Source organism: Kitasatospora sp. NPDC057542, from assembly GCF_042801945.1.
GTDB lineage: Bacteria > Actinomycetota > Actinomycetes > Streptomycetales > Streptomycetaceae > Kitasatospora.
Map to the genome: position 1 here is coordinate 1 of NZ_JBHVFE010000823.1, position 1571 is coordinate 1571.

At 72.4% G+C, this 1571-nt stretch carries 1 protein-coding gene; it reads right to left on the reverse strand.

The window, feature by feature from the left end:
* Positions 1 to 1571, reverse strand: a 1571-nt coding sequence (locus ACFU7Y_RS43845; protein ID WP_380772049.1) for a condensation domain-containing protein, incomplete at both ends; no start/stop codon positions are given.

Consider the following 1571-nt stretch of genomic DNA (forward strand, 5'->3'; position numbering starts at 1 on the left):
CGGTCCGGATCGGCGGCGACCGCCTCCAGCAGAAGCGTCCAGCGCCGGACGAGGGCCTCGACCGTCGACCGCTCGAACAGGTCAGTGGCGTACTCCGCCGCACCAACGACCCCGGCCGGACTCCCGTCCGGACCGAACTGTTCGACGAGGCTCACCCCGAGGTCGAACTTGGCGGTTCCGGTGGCCACCGCGTAGGTGGCGACCTCCAGGCCGGGAAGCGAGAACCGGCCCATCGGCGCGTTCTGCACGGCAAGAATCGTCTGGAACAGCGGGTGGTGCGACAGCGACCGGGACGGGTTCAACACCTCCACCAGGTGCTCGAACGGCACGTCCTGGTGCGCGTAAGCCGACAGAGCCGTCTCCCGCACCCGCCCCAACAGCTCCGCGAAACTCGGATCCCCACTCGTGTCCGTCCGCAGCACCAGCGTGTTGACGAAGAACCCGACCAGATCGTCCAGCGCCTCATCCGTGCGCCCCGCGATCGGGCTGCCGATCGGAATGTCCGTCCCCGCGCCCAGCCGGGTGTACAGCGCCGCCAGGCCCGCCTGCAGCACCATGAACAGACTGGTGCCGGTATGACGCGCCAACTCCACCAGAGCCGCGTGCAGTTCCGGCGAAAGCTCCAGGCCGACATGGTCCCCATGCCATCCGGCCACGGCCGGCCGTGGCCGGTCGGCGGGCAGTTGGAGCAGCTCCGGCAGGTCGGACAGCTGCCGCTTCCAGTAGTCGAGCTGCTCGGCGAAGCGGCTCCGGGGGTCGGCGGCGTCACCGAGCAGGTCGCGCTGCCACAGGGTGTAGTCGGTGTACTGCACCGGCAGATCCGCCCAGGTCGGCGTGCGGCCCTCGCTCCGGGCGGCGTACGCCTCGGCCAGGTCGCGGGCCAGTGGACCGGTGGACCAGCCGTCCCCGGCGATGTGGTGCATCACCAGCAGCAGCACGTGCTCGTCCGGTGCGACCGCGAACAGCTCCGCCCGCAGCGGTGGTTCCGCAGCCAGGTCGAAGGGCTTCCGGGCGAACTCGGCCATCCGATCCGGCAGTTCGGCCCGGGACACCGCGGTCAGCCGGGCCCGGGGCCGGGCCTCGGCCGAATCCAGGACACGTTGGCACGGGACGCCGTCGACCTCCGGGAACACCGTCCGCAGGCTCTCGTGCCGGGCCACCACGTCGGCCAGTGCCTCCTCCAGCGACGCCCGGTCGAGCGTCCCGGTCAGCTGGAGCGCCAGCGGGATGTGGTACGTCGCAGCGGTGCCGTCCATGCGGTGCAGGAACCAGAGCCGACGCTGGGCGAAGGACAGCGGCACTGCCTCCGGGCGCTCCTGTGCGGTCAGCGCCGGGCGGGCCTGGCCGGCCCCGGCCAGCGCCTCGGCCAGACCCGCCACCGTGGGCGCCTGGAAGAGCGCGCGCAGCCCGAGCTCCACGCCGAGCACCGAGCGCACCCGCGCGACCAGCCGGGTGGCGAGCAGGGAGTGCCCGCCCAGGTCGAAGAAGTCCTCCTCGACGCCGACCCGGGCCCGGCCCAGCACCTCGGCGAACAGCTCGCACAGGATCTGCTCCTGCGGCGTGCGCGGCGC